The 14,946-nt window shown below is 50.1% G+C and carries 15 protein-coding genes; 11 read left to right on the top strand and 4 right to left on the bottom strand.

The features are described 5' to 3' along the window. Nucleotides 1–490 precede the first annotated feature (490 nt). Nucleotides 491–1,969 carry a hypothetical protein gene (locus H144_RS0129985; protein ID WP_169409447.1) on the top strand — a complete coding sequence of 493 codons (1,479 nt, stop codon included), beginning with the start codon at nucleotides 491–493 and terminating at the stop codon, nucleotides 1,967–1,969. Continuing rightward, entirely contained in the window at nucleotides 1,966–3,348 is a 1,383-nt protein-coding gene (locus tag H144_RS0129980; protein ID WP_019945832.1) for a bifunctional class I SAM-dependent methyltransferase/glycosyltransferase family 2 protein, read from the top strand. The genes H144_RS0129985 and H144_RS0129980 overlap by 4 nt, the downstream gene beginning before the upstream one ends. Before the next feature lie 129 nt (nucleotides 3,349–3,477). Here the strand turns inward: H144_RS0129980 and H144_RS0129975 are convergent, their stop codons facing one another. From H144_RS0129975 to H144_RS0129960, 3 genes are all read right to left on the bottom strand, one after another. Then, complete coding sequence (locus H144_RS0129975) at nucleotides 3,478–4,632, bottom strand: PepSY-associated TM helix domain-containing protein (RefSeq protein ID WP_019945831.1); 1,155 nt, start codon at nucleotides 4,630–4,632, stop codon at nucleotides 3,478–3,480. A gap of 15 nt (nucleotides 4,633–4,647) precedes the next feature. After that, nucleotides 4,648–7,017, bottom strand: coding sequence for a TonB-dependent receptor (locus H144_RS0129970; RefSeq protein WP_019945830.1), 2,370 nt, complete (start codon nucleotides 7,015–7,017; stop codon nucleotides 4,648–4,650). 641 nt (nucleotides 7,018–7,658) lie between these two features. Then, on the bottom strand, nucleotides 7,659–8,255 hold the full coding sequence (locus tag H144_RS0129960; RefSeq protein WP_019945828.1) for a short chain dehydrogenase: 597 nt from the start codon (nucleotides 8,253–8,255) through the stop codon (nucleotides 7,659–7,661). Nucleotides 8,256–8,366: 111 nt separating this feature from the next. Between H144_RS0129960 and H144_RS0129955 the strand changes: the two genes are divergently transcribed. Then, on the top strand, nucleotides 8,367–8,726 hold the full coding sequence (locus tag H144_RS0129955) for a winged helix-turn-helix transcriptional regulator (protein WP_019945827.1): 360 nt from the start codon (nucleotides 8,367–8,369) through the stop codon (nucleotides 8,724–8,726). A 43-nt stretch (nucleotides 8,727–8,769) separates the two neighbouring features. Here H144_RS0129955 and H144_RS0129950 read toward each other — a convergent pair whose 3' ends face one another. After that, on the bottom strand, nucleotides 8,770–9,147 hold the full coding sequence (locus H144_RS0129950; RefSeq protein ID WP_019945826.1) for a winged helix-turn-helix transcriptional regulator: 378 nt from the start codon (nucleotides 9,145–9,147) through the stop codon (nucleotides 8,770–8,772). A gap of 141 nt (nucleotides 9,148–9,288) precedes the next feature. Here H144_RS0129950 and H144_RS0129945 point away from each other — a divergent pair, with 141 nt between their 5' ends. The 8 genes from H144_RS0129945 (at nucleotide 9,289) to H144_RS32865 (ending at nucleotide 14,817) form a co-directional block, all read left to right on the top strand. After that, nucleotides 9,289–10,080 (top strand): SDR family oxidoreductase, encoded by a 792-nt coding sequence (locus tag H144_RS0129945; protein ID WP_019945825.1) that lies wholly within the window; start codon nucleotides 9,289–9,291, stop codon nucleotides 10,078–10,080. Nucleotides 10,081–10,582: 502 nt separating this feature from the next. Then, nucleotides 10,583–11,173 carry a Crp/Fnr family transcriptional regulator gene (locus H144_RS0129940; protein ID WP_019945824.1) on the top strand — a complete coding sequence of 197 codons (591 nt, stop codon included), beginning with the start codon at nucleotides 10,583–10,585 and terminating at the stop codon, nucleotides 11,171–11,173. A gap of 78 nt (nucleotides 11,174–11,251) precedes the next feature. Further along, nucleotides 11,252–11,839: an NAD(P)H-dependent oxidoreductase gene (locus H144_RS0129935; protein WP_019945823.1), complete on the top strand. Its 588-nt coding sequence runs from the start codon at nucleotides 11,252–11,254 to the stop codon at nucleotides 11,837–11,839. Nucleotides 11,840–11,880: 41 nt separating this feature from the next. After that, entirely contained in the window at nucleotides 11,881–12,021 is a 141-nt protein-coding gene (locus H144_RS34510; protein ID WP_157505251.1) for a hypothetical protein, read from the top strand. A gap of 80 nt (nucleotides 12,022–12,101) precedes the next feature. After that, a complete protein-coding gene (locus tag H144_RS0129930; RefSeq protein WP_019945822.1) occupies nucleotides 12,102–12,914 on the top strand; it encodes an alpha/beta fold hydrolase in 813 nt (270 codons plus the stop codon). A gap of 141 nt (nucleotides 12,915–13,055) precedes the next feature. Continuing rightward, nucleotides 13,056–13,862 (top strand): DJ-1/PfpI/YhbO family deglycase/protease, encoded by an 807-nt coding sequence (locus H144_RS32870; RefSeq protein ID WP_019945820.1) that lies wholly within the window; start codon nucleotides 13,056–13,058, stop codon nucleotides 13,860–13,862. A gap of 86 nt (nucleotides 13,863–13,948) precedes the next feature. Then, nucleotides 13,949–14,113, top strand: a complete 165-nt coding sequence (locus H144_RS34780; RefSeq protein ID WP_188982630.1) for a Rossmann-fold NAD(P)-binding domain-containing protein — start codon at nucleotides 13,949–13,951, stop codon at nucleotides 14,111–14,113. 92 nt (nucleotides 14,114–14,205) lie between these two features. Beyond that, on the top strand, nucleotides 14,206–14,817 hold the full coding sequence (locus tag H144_RS32865) for an RNA polymerase sigma factor (protein ID WP_019945818.1): 612 nt from the start codon (nucleotides 14,206–14,208) through the stop codon (nucleotides 14,815–14,817). Nucleotides 14,818–14,946: the final 129 nt, after the last annotated feature.

Below are 14,946 nucleotides of genomic sequence, written 5' to 3'. Positions count from 1 at the left end.
ATTAGTTATTGGGTAAATGAGGAGTCCTGCTCACCAGCTTTGAGGCGTTTTCTTCAATTTGCATGCGCCGTGCCAGGTCGGTTTGCTAGCATGCGTGTCAATCAACTGCCGATATTTCAGCTAATCGCTATCGAATTCCAGAAGCCTTATACCGGGACCGGGTGCTCAAAATTGGGGTATCCCGTGGGTTCGTACAATCACCTGATCCTGGTATTTTTGTACACCAAACAGGTATTGATCTACTACACATGCAGTAGCTTATATCAGCAGTTTCTCCCGGCCTGATGTCCTGTCTTTCCTTTCCTCGCCACGGGGCCGCCTGGCTCGGCATACGACGGGAACGCATTGAGAAGCTTTCGTCGAATGGTCTCGTCAGCCCCGTCACTTTGAATAAATTATAGGAAAATGTATTTCAAATAGAGTAAACGAATGGTAAGTTGCGGTTATGTCATGCCATCCTGCCAACCGATTAGCGAACGCACTTCTTTTGATGCTCCCTGTTGTTGGTTGCGTTGTTTGGTTTTTTCTTAAAGTATTCCAGTTTCAAACCAGTCCCGAGCAGTACGCTGATGGAATGGTGATCCTTCAATTGAGCAAAGGATGGCTGGACGGGCGACCGTTTCTGTTCGACACCATTTACGGAAATCATGCGCAGCAACATAACTACTACTTCATTCCGCTGATCGGCATTTTCACGAAACCGTTCGGTGTTAACGGGCTTTTTCTCGCCTATGTGTGCTTGCTGGGCGTGTTTTTCTTCGTGTATCATCGGAGTTTTGCCGGATCAGCCGTGGCCGGACGGCAGGCGGTTTGGCTTGCAGCATCGATATATGTGTTTGGCCCGATGGCCTACTTCATGTATACCGATTATTTCGGCTGGCATCCCGAGCAATACTTTGTTCCGCTGCTTGCATTGCTCGCATTGAGCGCGGCACAACGCAAATGGGGCATAAGCATCGTATGGCTCATGCTCACTCTTTTGCTGAAAGAGTCTTCCATTGTCCTGATTTGCTGCCTTTTTCTCTTCTGTTCGGTGGTAGACAGGGTGATCCGGGACCCGACCAGGCATTGGGCTGGCTACCTGCTGAACAAACGAAACGTCATCATTGTCGGCACTTCCGTGGCTTTATTCCTGGCCGGTTTGTGGTGGCTATCTTATCTAAACGGCGTAAAACCCAGCCGCCTGAGCGAGGCATTTGCCCATACGAAATTCAACACGACTTTCTTTTTATACGTGCTGTTTTCGCTGACGGTGGGTGTGCTCACTTTTGGTTTAGCTATAATCCCGTTTGTGCCCTGGCTCCGCACGTTTCCGCGCAAAGGGCTGATCATCTGGACATTGGCAGTTTGCTATACGGTGTTGCTCGTCATGTTCGCGACGGAAGCATTGTATTATTTTCCAACGATTTACCCCGGCATTTCCTATCCGCCAAGGATCAGCGGCTTGTGGGCTTTTATGTTCAGCGGATTCATTTACTGGAGTTACCGGGTGGCACAGGCAGGTTTTATGCCCGGCCGCGCAGCATTCAGCTGGGTATTGACGGGATGTGTGCTGCAATTCATTCTCGCCACATTTCTGGTCGCCCATCATTTCACCCTTGAAACCGAACCGGGTACCCTTAGCCACAACGTATCCTATATGATCAAGTCCCGTTTTGGCCTGGATCCATATCCCGACGGCCTCCCACGCGAGCTGCACGGCTACGCCAGGGCGATGCCCGCGAGGTCGGAAGTCATTGTCCCGTTTCAATATTTCCGCTATTTCGAAGGGGTTTACCCCAGTTTCTGGCCGTTGGACGGAAGGTATCCTGCGTACATGCTTGGAAAACCCCTGATGCTGGTTTATGAAAAAAATCTGCTCCAAAACGGTGTCTATCCCTCATTACCGGGCAAGGGCTACACGGCCATCCCCCATCAGCATTTACTAATTCTGGCCGATTCGAGCTGGTACAATCAGACGTTCAAATGACTGGGGAAGAAAGAGAAAAATGGATCCGGAGAAATGCTTACTACCACCGGTCGGTGGTCAGGTATTTGAAATTTATCATTCCCGAAGGCGCGGCCGTGCTCGAAATCGGTTGCGGAACAGGATATCTGCTGGAACAGCTCCGGCCGTCCAGAGGTGTTGGAATCGATATTTCAGCGGAGATGGTCCGTTTTGCCCGCACGCACCGGCCCGGCTACGTCTACCATGAAATGGATGCGGAGCACCTAAGCCTGAACGAAACATTTGATTATGTGATCATTAGCGACACAATAGGCAGTGTCACGGATGTGCAGATGGTGTTTGAAGCCATTCACCCGGTTTGTACCCGGCAAACGCGACTCATCATTACCTCCGAAAATTTCATCTGGCGCCCCATCCTGAAACTGGCTGAAAAGCTGGGGTTGAAAATGCCTCAGAAAAGGCAAAACTGGCTGGATACCGGCGATATCACCTCGCTCCTCCATCTTACTGATTTTGACCTCATTGATCATCAGAGGAAGATGATTTTCCCTAAATACATTCCCCTGGTTTCTTCGGTTCTAAACCGCTACATGGGTAACCTGCCACTGATCAACAGCCTGGGATTATTCACGTGCCTGGTGGCCAGAAGCAAGCGGACGGAACAAAAACCTGCCGATGCTTTGAGCGTCAGTGTCATCATCCCAGCCCGCAACGAGAAAGGCAACATCGAGGCACTCATCCAGCGCACACCACAAATGGGCAGGCACACCGAGCTGATCTTTATCGAGGGAAATTCCACCGATCAGACGTGGGAAGAAATTCAGCGGCTCGGTGCACATTACCGGGCATGGTATGACATCAAATGGGCGCAGCAGGACGGCAAAGGCAAAGGCGATGCGGTAAGAAAAGGCTTTGACCTCGCCAGCGGTGATATTCTGATGATCCTCGACGCGGACATGACGGTAGCACCGGAAGAACTGCCCAAATTTTTCGATGCAATAGCTTATGGAAAAGGCGAATACATCAACGGCTCCCGGCTCGTGTATCCGATGGAAAAAGAGGCCATGCGGTTCCTGAACCTGGTCGGCAACAAGTTTTTCAGCCTGGCGTTCTCCTGGCTGCTAGGCCAGAATTTGAAGGACACGCTTTGCGGCACGAAAGTCATTTCCAGGGAAAACTATCTCAAATTGGCAGCCAACCGCTCCTATTTCGGCAATTTCGACCCGTTCGGCGATTTCGACCTCATTTTCGGTGCAGCCAGGCTCAATCTCAAATTCATCGAAATCCCGATCCGCTACCGGGCCCGAACCTATGGCGAGACCAACATTTCACGTTTCAAACACGGCTGGTTACTGCTCCGGATGACGGCTTTTGCTTTGCGGAAGATCAAGTTTATTTGATTGAAGTTGATCAACAGATCCTGCTATTTTCTGCCGTTTTTAAAGCAGGCGTCGACGAATTGCGTCAGCGCCGGCGCTGACCGGGCATGAGCTGCATTTGTTCGGCTCAACACCCGCCGCGTAAGGATACTATGTCGTCCTGGATGACACCACTGGGCCCCTTCGATCCAATTTTCTCTTTGAACTTCTGATTCTTCGCCACCAAAGCAAAAAGCCTGTGACAGATAACAGGCCGGGAGTAAGACCGATGATCACATACAAAACCTTGACCGGAATGCCGCCAAAATTTCCGACATGCAGCGGAAAGAATGTAGCTTCGATGCGCTCTCCTAACAGTTTGTCCGAAAACCTGCTGATCGATATCAACTCGCCGGTCTGCTGATCGATCTTCACCGAATTGGAGCTTCCCCAGATTTTTGATTGGGCAGTCGCGTAACCGCGCACTTCGAACTTGCGGACCGGTTGTGTGGGCAGGTACACGTAGGTCGGCTGCAAATCCGGCATGGCCGAAAGCGCTTGTTTCAACATCAGGTCCGGTGAAGCGGTCATCAGCGTATTGGGCTGGGTGGTTACCTGCTCGGCCTCCCATGCTTTGGCTTTGAATGCAAACAGGTTCATCCAGAATCCCGTGAAGAAAATCAAGGCATTCAACAGCAGCGACCATACGCCCACAATCCGGTGCAAATCTGAGCTGATCGTCCGCCAGTTTTTTCTGTTGATTTTTATTTTAAAACCAATCACCTTCCACAGCATCTTACGATATGCGACGGCTCCGGTGATCAGGGAAAGCAGCATTGTAATGCCAAAAACGGCCGTCAATGCTGCGCCGGGGATGCCGAGCTGGAAGCTGAAATGGAACTGAAAAAGCCATTCGACAAAGCTCGGCGTAAACTCGCCTGACGGCCCTTCACGCAGGATAGCACCGGTGTACGGATCAAACGAGATCAGCCCGAGATCGTAGGTGAGCAGGCGGGCGTCATTGAAATAGATCCTGAAATTGTACGCATCGGTAGGCCCCGCATCGGGGTTTACCCAGGCGATGCCGTCCAGGTTTGGGTAGCGGCTGGTTATGGTCTCATAACAGCGCTTCAAAACCTGGTCATTCCCGGTACGGGTCACCGGTGATACGTGCAGGAGCTCCTGGTTGAAATAGCGGTCAAGCTCCGTTCTGAAAACCAGAACGGAGCCGCTTAAACCAAGCAAAATCAGGAAAATCCCGGTAGTCAGGCCCAGCCAGCTGTGCAGCCTGAAAAGGGTTCGGGTATATGCTGCTTTCTTGCTCATATATCGATAGCCTGCTTACCAGAGTTGGTAGCTAACTCCTACTCTTACATTGAACGGATCGCCTAATCCCGCCAGCGTTACGCCGGAACGGCTGCCGGTGAAGTAATGCTTATTGGCCAGGTTATAGGCATTCACTTGCACCTGGAACCTGTTGCGCTGATACGAAAGGGCCGCGTCGAGCACCGTATAAGAAGGGAAAACGAAGTTTTGGTTGCTTAACAGACCCACCTGATCGCTCACATACCGGACGCCCGCTGCCACGCTGAACCCTTTTAGCACATTGGAAGGAAGCGCATATTTACCCCAAAAGTTGATCTGGTGTTTCGGCGCATTCGCGAACCGGTCGCCTTTTTTGCCGTAGGTGGTCGTGCTCACCAGCACGTGCTCGTTCAATGCATATCCGGCGATCAGACTCAGGGCTCCCAGGTGCCCCGTTACCGAGAACTCGCCGCCGCGGCTGCGTGTCCCGTCGATCGCGGCCTGACGGTGTGAGTTTTCTTCCGTCGGTGCGGCCGTCAGGATGTTGGCATAGTTGATCTGGTACAACGCCAAGCCAGCCGACAAGCGGCCATCCAGTATATCGGCTTTCGAACCCACTTCATATTGCGTTGCTTTCCGGGTCGGGAATGGCCCGCCGGCCAGTGCATTATTGGACGTTTGCGGGTTGAAGGATTTGAGATACGTGCCATAAATCGAAACATTATTCACCGGCAAATAAACCAATCCGATACGTGGAATCCAGCCGGAAGCTTGCAGCTCGTCGCCTTGCTTGTTGTCCCGGTCCGACAGCGGCGTTTCTTTCGCATTGTAATTGTCGAAGCGCAGGGAAAGCAGCACTTTCAATTTATTTCCCACGCTCACCTGATCCTGAATATAACCGCCGATCAGGTTCGTAACCCGCTTGTTATCATCCGACTCGTCTGCCGGCACGGAGGCGTCGGGAACGCTGCCGGTATAATCCGGATTGGGAATGTAAATGCGTGTCGAAGCCTTGTATTGATAATCGTTTTGCGTCCAGCCGTACCGGTTATAGTCGGCACCGACGATAATCTGGTGCCCGATCGCGCCGGTTTTGGCAGTGTAAGTAGCGAAAGCGGTCGTTTGAAGGCTGAACCTGTCCGTGAGCCAGTCCTGATAGCCGCGGCTGATGGAGTCGTTTCTAATCCTTCCCACCGGAATGTGGTCTGTAAAATCCAGTACATTCCGTACTGCCCGCTCCACTACGGTCAGTTTAAGGTGTTCGTTGATCTGGTGATCGAAGGTCAACGTCGCCGACATGTTGCGGGTTTTACCATAATCTGTCGGGCTCTGGATCGTCAGCTTGTCGGAATAATGGTTGAAATCAAAAGTGCCATCAGGCCGGGTATAGATAAAGCTGCCATTGTCGTACTGCTGGACGGCCTTTGAATATGCATAGTTCAGTTCCAGGTTCAGAGAAGTCTTGGCGTTGACCAGGTAGGTCAATGAAGGCGCGATAAAAAGGTTTTGTTTCTCCTGGTAATTCCGGAAACTTTCGCCCCGGTCATACCCGACAATCGCGCGGTACAAAATCTTCTTTTCGCGATCAATGGGCCCGGTGAAATCGACCGACGCACGGCCAAATGCCCAGCTTCCCAGGGAGAGATCGACGCTCGCCCGCTTTTCGGTCAGCGGTTTTTTGGTAACAAAATTAACCACACCACCCGGTGATCCTTCGCTGAACAATGCGCCCGACGGCCCGCGAAGCAGCTCTACGGACTCGATGTTGTAAAGCAATGGCTGCTGGCTCCACAAAAACAAATTGCCGCGTATGCCATTATAAAGCAAAAAACTGGCATCGTTGGGCGAGTACGCAGTAAAGCCGCGGATCTGAAAATTGCCATTGCCATTGTTGGCCTTCATCCCCGTGAAAGAACCCGCGATTTCGTTTAATGTGAATGCCTGCCGGTCGCGAAGTACTGCGGACGACATCACCTGTACGGATTGCGGGGTCGAGAGCAGCGGCGTGTTGCTTCGCGTCGACGAATTGGAGGACAGAACCTGGTAGCGGTGCATTGCGGCACTCACCAGCACTTCTTCCAGTTCCTGCTTGCTTTCGGAAAGTTGCAGGTTTAGAAATACATTCTTGCCTTTGGTGATGCGAAGGCTTTGTGTATAAGCAGTATAGCCTACGTTCGAAACGGATAACACGTATGTTCCCGGCGCAATACCCCTAAGGCTGAACTGGCCGTCGGTGTCGGTAACCGTACCGGTTGCAGCGCCTTGCAACGCGACGGAAGCGCCCGAAATAGCTTGCTGCTCGGCATTCACGATCCGTCCGTGAAGGGCGCCAAGCCCGGATTGTGCAAATGTTTGCAGGGAAAAGGCTATGCTAAAAATTAGCAATAATAAAACTTTGATATTCATCGATTTATGCGGTTAGCCGGCTCGCATTATTTGAAGTGCGAGCAAATATATTCTGATTTAAAAAAGATGTGTCGGTCCGGACAACCAACATGGTTGACGAAGCCCGAAGCGGCATTTTGGATCAAAAAATTGTGCTACGCGCAGGGAGGGTGGACAAGGTTGGAAAGTGGAGCATGGTAAGAGGCCAACTTATACGAAAAATTGGCAGTGCTCGCTACCGGCAGGTGTTCTGCAGCGAATTCAAAAAATGCTAATGGTGAAGCAAACAGTTGGAGTGTGGGGATGCTTTCAACCCGGTCGCTGGTTTGCTGGTCTTGCTTCTGCTGCTGCTCTTTCAGCTTCTTGGCAAGGTAGCATTTTCCATTACAGTGAAGCTGCGGTTTGTCACGGTTTTGACAGAGGACGCGCGTGATATATTCCTTGTTAACTTTATAGTATGCGATCGTACCCCACTGACTAAACGTCGGCAGGATCGTAGTAATAAGCCATATGTAAAGTATAACTGTACGCATCGATCAGCCCACAAATATAGCAATTAAGCGGATAAACCTTAATTTGCCGGCTGGACCTTGCTGGTATGAAGCTAGCAAGTCCCTTCCCCTGATCGGCTAATGCTTACCCCGAAAACCAGGGCGACTACATCATAGCACTTTATATATTTGCCCGGTCTGTGCGCCTAATACGCTTCTTACGTAGGCTTGCGCTACGCTGTGCATTGTCACCGGGATATGACCAGGAAAGTATGGAAAATAAGCAGGTGATTCTTCCACAACATCCGGCCCAACTGCATTAATCCGTACGCCATTTTCCAGCTCGATAGCTGCCGCCCTGACAAATGAATCGAGGGCGCCGTTGACCGCGCTTACCGAAGCACCTGACACAATAGGATCTTCGCTCAGGCTGCCCGATGTGAGTGTAAATGAACCCTTTGGATTAATATAGTGCTGGCCTATCAACACGAGGTTGATCTGACCCATTAGTTTGCTGTTTATGCCGATCCTGAATTCCGCATCTGTCATATCTCTAAGCGGACCGAAATGTGCATCGCCGGTCGTGCTGATCAAAGCATCGAACCGGCCAACTTTTTCGAACAACTCTTTAATTGATATAATATCGCTGATGTCCACCTGATAATCTCCGCTGTTTAAACCCACCTTTACGATTTCGCTTTGGCCGTCCAGCGCTTTTGTAACATGTTTCCCGATCGTGCCCGTGGCACCGATGATAATAATTTTCATTGCTCTATTTGTTTTTATTTGACGAAGTTGAGCCATTAATTTACTTTTGTCAAGTAGTTACCTTTTTGTCAACTAATGACAAAAAGGTACTAAATGGTTCAGTGACGCGAAATGGAAGAGAAAAAAAACGTTAAATATCATAGTGCGGACGAGTGCCCTATTACGGCGACGATAGATGTGATCGGAGGGAAATGGAAGCCGCCCATCATTTGGTTGCTGCTAAGAGGGCCTATGCGCTTCGGAGAGCTTCATAAAACCATCCCGGCCATGGCCTTGAAAGTTTTGTCCCGGACTTTGAAGGAGCTCGAATCCGACGGCATCATTCTCCGCAAGGCGTACCCGGAAATCCCCCCGCGCGTAGAATACTCGCTGAGCCAAAAAGGTGAGTCACTGCGGCAGATCATGACATTGATGTCCGAGTGGAGCCGGGCGAACATTATGGATGAGGCGTTAAACCCTGGGCCGTTATAAGATCACTTCATCAGGCTGATATTAACCTTCCTCGGGCTGAATATTAGGATATATCCAAATCAGAACCCACGATATGTTTCAAAATCACATCCCGCAAACGTTCTTCGTGCTCATCGCCCCATTGTCCTAATGCGGCAATCACAGGGATTACAGTTTTGCCAAATTCGGTAAGGCTGTATTCCACTTTGGGCGGTACAACGGGATAGATTTTTCTCGTAACCAGTTCGTGCTCCTCCAATTCTTTCAACTGAATATTCAGGACCCTGCGTGAGGCGTCGGGGATCTTGCGTTGCAGTTCGCTTGGGCGCTTGTGACCAGTATGGATAAACCACAGCAAGCGGATTTTCCATTTCCCATAAAGGACTTCACCGATCAGGTCAAGCCCGCAGTTCAGGTTCGGAGTTATCTTTCTTTCATACATAATTCAAAATTAAACCTATGTTCCGATTTGGACAATAGGGGAATAATTTATCCCTATATGAATCGTAATACCGTACTTGTCTAAACTTCATTTACGCACCAATTTTGTCCTATCAATAATTCTTAAAAGCAGGACAGTACAATGGAACAGTTTAATTTCAATAATGAGTTATCGGGCAAGATTGCCCTGGTAACGGGAGGAACGAAAGGAGCCGGAAGAGCTATCGCAGAAAGACTTTTGCAAGCTGGCGCGACAGTGATCATTACGGCAAGGAACGCACCGGAAGTAGAAAACGGCGAGTTGCATTTTATCGCATCCGATTTAAGTAAGCCGGAAGGTACCCAGAAAGTTATCAGCGAAGTGTTGTCAACTTATGGAAGGCTGGATATTCTTGTGAATAACCTCGGTTCTTCAACAACACCCGCCGGGGGCTTTGCGGTATTATCGGATGAAGATTGGGAATCAACCCTGCAAGCTAATTTGCTTGCACCTGTGCGGTTGGACAGAGGATTTCTACCAAAAATGATCGATCAGAAAAGTGGTGTTATTATTCACATTGCTTCGATCCAGGGCAAGTTACCGCTGTATGATTCTACTTTGCCTTATGCGTCGGCAAAAGCTGCGTTGATCAATTACAGCAAAAGTTTATCCAATGGCGTTAGCCCCCAAGGTGTTCGGGTGCTGACAGTATCGCCGGGATGGATCAATACGACAGCCTCGGAAGCCTGGCTGGGCGAACTGGCAAGAAATGCCAATAGTACTGTTGAAGAAGCGCAACAAAGTGTCATGGATGCCCTGGGCGGAATACCTTATGGCAGACCTGCCGAACCAGAAGAAGTAGCTGAGTTAGTTGGTTTTCTGGTTTCACCAAGAGCCAATTATTTAACAGGGACACAATTCGTCATCGATGGCGGTACCGTACCAACAGTTTAACGGCATAAAAAAGAAGAGATATGAACTTGCCCAAAATAGTAACCGATCTGGCAGCAGCACAAAACCAATAGGGCGACCATCCAACTGCTGCGATCAACTGCTTGCCCCATTCGGGTGATCGCAGCAGTTCAGTTCCCCATCCCCCATCATCGTTTGGATCAGAGGCAACCGTGTGCGGCTGTTCGTCCCAGTGACGCAAAAGATCCAGATCATCAATAGTCGATGCTCTGAATTTGATCCTATGCCATCACCGTGCGACTGATCGTCGACGACAAGGTGTTTGCTCACTCCGGCCGTTCCTTCGACGCACGCGACACCTTCTCTTCTCGCACCCAGCCTTATGGAGGGCATCGAATTGCTGATTCTGTGAAATCAAGAGGACAGAAAAACGACCGGCTACTTCCATCCCGATTCCACATAGATAGAATTTATAGGTACATTTAAATGCAAGTCTCACGTGAGGTACTGAACAAATAGATTTTAAAGGTAAAGTCGGCTCGTCATGGAATCAGGAAAGCAGGCATACATTCTTTCGTTAAAGCAAATTTGTCCCACACTATCGGACAATGAGCTGTCATTGTTTGTTTCGAAACTCTCTTTTCATAACCTCCAAAAGAAAGAATTCTTCCTCGAAACCGGCGCCGTTCAGAAGGCAATAGGCTTCATCACGGCAGGTCTAGTACGGTCATTCTACGTCGATTCCGCGGGCGATGAAATAACCGTCGGATTTTATCAGGCCGGTGATTACGCAACGCATTACCACTCCTTTCTGACCCGGCAGCCCAGCAACTACACGATCCAGTGCCTGGAACAGACGGATATTGCCTGTCTCTCTTACGAAGATCTGCAATGGGTCTACCAGCAATCGACCGGCTTTGAGCGGTACGGTCGGCTGGTGGCCGAAGAGATTTTAAAACGCCAGCAGGCGCGCATTGAAAGTTTCATCTTTCAAACTGCGGAAGCGCGGTATCTGACGTTCATCGAAAAACATCCTGGCCTTTTCAACCGGGTATCCCTCTCCCACCTGTGCAGCTATCTGGGTATCGAACGTCAAACGCTCACCCGCATCCGCCAGAGATTAGCACATCAATAGTTTTTTGACGCATTTGTGTCAGGCACACCCCGCGCCCGGGTGGCAACTTTGTATTGTCAATTTAAACATGATAATGCAATGGCAAAGCACATATTACTCATCCTGGGCCACCCATCCGAAAATTCATTTTGCAAGGCATTGCTTGATGCCTATGAAACGGGTGCGGAAAGCGCCGGCGCGGTCTGTAAGACGATTTACATTTCCCGGCTGAATTTCGATGTGACCTTGCAAGACGGATATAAAAATGGTGTGGATATACCGCTGGAAGAAGACCTGGCCAAAGCGCAGCAACTCCTTGCCTGGGCCGACCATGTAGTACTTGCCTACCCGAACTGGTGGGGTTTCATGCCCGCAGTCATGAAAGGTTTCATCGACCGGATCCTGCTTCCCGGTTTCGCATTCAAGCACCAGTCGGGCAAAGTATTTCCCGATAAGCTGCTGAAAGGCAAAAGTATGCGGATACTGGTGACGATGGACACGCCGAAATGGTGGTACTACATCATTTACCGCGCATCTCAGTACCAGATCCTCAAAGACATCGTGTTCGGCTACGTCGGCTTCGACCCGATCCGGTTTACCACTTTCGGTTTCATGCGAAAAACCACCGACATGCAGCGAATGAAATGGCTGGAAAAAGTGGCGAAACTCGGCCGGAAACTCATTTGAATTCATGCAGCTATTGTATAAAACTTCAAATCCTAAACGTCATGTTACACGCAAAACACGTGGGCGCTACTGCTCCCGGTTCCTGCGTACCCGCTGGCAGGCGGCCTGGGAGGCCCCACATCTACGAGGTATGGCATACTTTGGAAACGCCGGCACTGATCCACGCGCATCCGGAGAAGTGATTCAAGAAAAAACGGAACCCGCCGAACACCGTCACACAAAGTAGGCAAACTCATTTTTTAACAATCAAATTTTTAGTCAAATGAAAAAGACGATTTCGTCACTGCTATCCGCAGTGCTTGCAGTTTTCGCGTGCTCATCCTGTGCAAAAAGCGATGAGCCCACCATTTCAAAAGCCAATACCTACGTGCTGGTGCACGGAGCATGGCAAGCTCCCTATGTCTGGGACGCCGTACGTGCGGATCTGGAAAGTAAAGGCAACAAAGTGATTGTCGCAGAGCTTCCCGGCCACGGAAGCGACCATACCCCGACGCATAAGCTTAGCTTGGACGTATATACCAGTAAGGTAGTTGACGTGATTTCCAAGACAGATGGTAAAGTCATCCTGGTCGGCCATAGCATGGGCGGCATGGTGGTGACCAATGCAGCCGAAAAGGTTCCTGCGAAAATCAGCAAACTGGTGTATGTCGGCGCATTTGTTCCTGCTTCGGGCCAAAACCTCGGCGAGCTCTCGCAGAGCGACCCGGACTCAAAACTCGGCCCGCAGCTTGTCCTCTCCGCAGACCATCTTACGCTCGATGTAAGACGTGAAGCGCTGACGGCATTGTTTATCGGCGATGGCTCGCAAGCCGCCAAAGACCAGGTCCTGGCCAACTACCGCGCAGAGCCGTCGATCCCATTCGGTGATAAGGTGACTCTGACAAATGCCAGCTTCGGCTCGGTGGAAAAGGTCTACATCAAAACGACGCAAGACGTTGTGATCAGCCCGGGATTCCAGAAAAAGATGATCGCCGCCGCCGGTATCAAAGCGGTGTACCCGGTGAATACAAGCCATTCGCCTTTCCTCTCGCAGCCGCACACGGTGTCGGACCTTCTGATCAAAATCGCGCAGTAACACGGCCATGAAAGGAAAATTGAATTTCTCACCATACCGATGGATTTCATTCGGCATGATCTGGCTCGGGCTGAGCAACTCGCCGGGTCAGGATACATACTTCAAAAAATTAGCATCAAACTTTTTTAAACGATTCCAACAATGAAAACGATCAAACAGTTAACAGTAGCAAGCCTGGTAGGGCTCTCAGCAGTGGCAAACGCACAAGTCCATGACAAATCAAATGCAACAACCGACTACCAGCTATCGGTATTGAACAAACTCGGATCGCCGGCTGCGGTTGTCAACATGCCAGTGTCACAGCTGCTCAATGCGCCAGGAAATGAAGCCTTGCGTGCATTCTTCTTTACGCCTGTCCAAAACAAAGCATTGCTGAAAGGCAAACGCATTGCCGTGCTGGCCGCGGATGGTTTCGAAGAAATAGAACTACTCGGGCCCGTGTGGTACTTTCGAGAACTGGGTGCCCAGGTGGACATTGTCGCACCGAAGTTTGTCCCCGCACCCGAGCGCTACGGGCTGATGTTCCCCGAAATGGCTAAAACGCATATCATGGCCATCCAGTACCTGCAGCCTGTGGGCTGGATCCAGTTCGACCGGACCGCCGACCAGATCAAAGTGGCTGATTATGACGCGGTATTCATCCCCGGCGGCGCCTGGAACCCGGATAACCTCCGCCAGGACAAGGACGTGATCCAATTCATCCGCGATTTCAATGCATCCGGAAAGCTGATCGCCGCCATATGCCACGCGCCGGTGGTATTGGCATCGGCCGATATTCTCAAAGGCCGTAAGCTGACTGGCTACTGGAATATCCAGGTCGATTTGAAGAATGCCGGAGGGACCGTGCTCGAACAGCCGGTAGTGACCGATCGCAACCTGATCACCAGCAGGCACCCGATCGACGTCGCCGACTTCTCGCGGGCCGTTGAAAAGTGGCTGACCAAGTAATAGCGCAAGGATTTTTTAAGGTGGCGATCGCTAGTTATCGCCACCTTTTGCTAAACCGGAACAATGAATTTTTAAATTTACAGGATATGAAAGCAACCGATTTCGATAGTCCGAACGATGTGTCCGGCCAGATTCAAAGCGATGCACTGTTTTCATGCCTGAGAACCACCCTCAAAGCCGCCGGTTCGAAAGGAAACCAGTGGCCTATCGATTACGAGATCCCGGTGGAGTTTCTGAAGGCCAGTGGTTAATTTAAGCATCGTAATTTTAGTCCCTTCTACCGTTTAAGAATAAAATTCTGTTATTTTGCTATCCCGCATAATTATCATCTGGGATAGTTGAATTGGCCAAAAAGGATGTTGATATCGAAAATGTGATATTACTGCTTTCTTCCAAAGCAGACGAGACCGCTTACACGACCCTTTTCGATCTCTACAAACACAAACTTTATGGTTATCTGCTAAGCCTTACCGGATCAGGAATGCTTGCTGAGGATATCGTGCAGGACGTTTTCATCAAAATATGGACTGACCGCGAAAACCTTGCCGAGGTCAGGAATTTCGATAGCTATTTATTTCGGATGTCCAAAAATCATGCGATCAACCACTTTCGGAAGATGTCGCAGGAGACATTGATTATCTCCGAAATTTTCAAGGCAGAACCTTCACAAAATTCGACAGATGACTCCATCGCATTGCAGGAAACCGAGCGGTTGCTTGAAGCGGCGATCGAAAAATTGCCAGCGCAGCAAAAAACAGTCTATAAGCTGAGCCGCCATCAGGGACTGAGTCATGAAGAAATCGCCGATATGCTGAAAATTTCTGTTCATACAGTCCGTAACCACATTGTACAGGCGATGGCTGCGATCCGTACACATCTGAGGAGTCAGGCGGACGTATACCTGCTGGCAGCCCTGACCATTTCCTTCGGCCCATGTCCACATTATCTGGCGTGACCCTCTCGCCATCCCTGCTCCCAATCATTTTTTCAAGTTGTTTAAAAGCTGTTTGCAGCCACTGGGCGCAGTTTTAAAAATTATTTCATTTTTTTTTCTACAATAACTAGTTCCTGCGCGCTTCCCATT

This window comes from Dyadobacter beijingensis DSM 21582 (assembly GCF_000382205.1).
GTDB classification, from domain to species: Bacteria; Bacteroidota; Bacteroidia; order Cytophagales; family Spirosomataceae; genus Dyadobacter; species Dyadobacter beijingensis.
This window is presented reverse-complemented; position numbering and strand designations above follow the sequence as displayed.

Coding starts and splice junctions, on each gene's coding strand:
- H144_RS0129985 (WP_169409447.1), top strand. CDS start 491: ATGCTCCCTGTTGTTGGTTGCGTTGTTTGGTTTTTTCTTAAAGTATTC.
- H144_RS0129980 (WP_019945832.1), top strand. CDS start 1,966: ATGACTGGGGAAGAAAGAGAAAAATGGATCCGGAGAAATGCTTACTAC.
- H144_RS0129975 (WP_019945831.1), bottom strand. CDS start 4,632: ATGAGCAAGAAAGCAGCATATACCCGAACCCTTTTCAGGCTGCACAGC.
- H144_RS0129970 (WP_019945830.1), bottom strand. CDS start 7,017: ATGAATATCAAAGTTTTATTATTGCTAATTTTTAGCATAGCCTTTTCC.
- H144_RS0129960 (WP_019945828.1), bottom strand. CDS start 8,255: ATGAAAATTATTATCATCGGTGCCACGGGCACGATCGGGAAACATGTT.
- H144_RS0129955 (WP_019945827.1), top strand. CDS start 8,367: ATGGAAGAGAAAAAAAACGTTAAATATCATAGTGCGGACGAGTGCCCT.
- H144_RS0129950 (WP_019945826.1), bottom strand. CDS start 9,147: ATGTATGAAAGAAAGATAACTCCGAACCTGAACTGCGGGCTTGACCTG.
- H144_RS0129945 (WP_019945825.1), top strand. CDS start 9,289: ATGGAACAGTTTAATTTCAATAATGAGTTATCGGGCAAGATTGCCCTG.
- H144_RS0129940 (WP_019945824.1), top strand. CDS start 10,583: ATGGAATCAGGAAAGCAGGCATACATTCTTTCGTTAAAGCAAATTTGT.
- H144_RS0129935 (WP_019945823.1), top strand. CDS start 11,252: ATGGCAAAGCACATATTACTCATCCTGGGCCACCCATCCGAAAATTCA.
- H144_RS34510 (WP_157505251.1), top strand. CDS start 11,881: ATGTTACACGCAAAACACGTGGGCGCTACTGCTCCCGGTTCCTGCGTA.
- H144_RS0129930 (WP_019945822.1), top strand. CDS start 12,102: ATGAAAAAGACGATTTCGTCACTGCTATCCGCAGTGCTTGCAGTTTTC.
- H144_RS32870 (WP_019945820.1), top strand. CDS start 13,056: ATGAAAACGATCAAACAGTTAACAGTAGCAAGCCTGGTAGGGCTCTCA.
- H144_RS34780 (WP_188982630.1), top strand. CDS start 13,949: ATGAAAGCAACCGATTTCGATAGTCCGAACGATGTGTCCGGCCAGATT.